1 rRNA gene is annotated in these 599 nt (G+C 52.8%); it reads left to right on the top strand.

Annotated features, from left to right (window positions below):
- Positions 1-599 (top strand): 23S ribosomal RNA (locus MKZ79_RS21155); the annotation flags it as partial.

The raw sequence follows: 599 nt of genomic DNA, 5'->3' as shown, positions 1-599 counted from the left end.
AAGCGTACACGGTGGATGCCCTGGCAGTCAGAGGCGATGAAGGGCGTGCTAATCTGCGATAAGCGTCGGTAAGGTGATATGAACCGTTACAGCCGACGATACCCGAATGGGGAAACCCAGTGTGCTCCGGCACACTATTGCAGCATGAATACATAGTGCTGCAAGGCGAACCTGGGGAACTGAAACATCTAAGTACCCAGAGGAAAAGAAATCAACCGAGATTCCCCCAGTAGCGGCGAGCGAACGGGGAACAGCCCGGAACCATCATCAGTTTGTGCGTTAGTGGAAGCGTCTGGAAAGTCGCGGGATACAGGGTGATACCCCCGTACACAAAAATGCATATTCTGTGGGTTCGACGAGTAGGGCGGGACACGTGATATCCTGTCTGAAGATGGGGGGACCATCCTCCAAGGCTAAATACTCCTGACTGACCGATAGTGAACCAGTACCGTGAGGGAAAGGCGAAAAGAACCCCGGCGAGGGGAGTGAAACAGAACCTGAAACCGTGTACGTACAAGCAGTGGGAGCACCCTTGTGGTGTGACTGCGTACCTTTTGTATAATGGGTCAGCGACTTATATTCTGTAGCAAGGTTAACCG

Source organism: Erwinia sp. CGal63 (genome assembly GCF_037026505.1).
Taxonomy (GTDB): domain Bacteria; phylum Pseudomonadota; class Gammaproteobacteria; order Enterobacterales; family Enterobacteriaceae; genus Erwinia.
The sequence above is the reverse complement of the archived record's forward strand: the minus strand, read 5'-3'. Positions and strand labels throughout refer to the sequence as shown.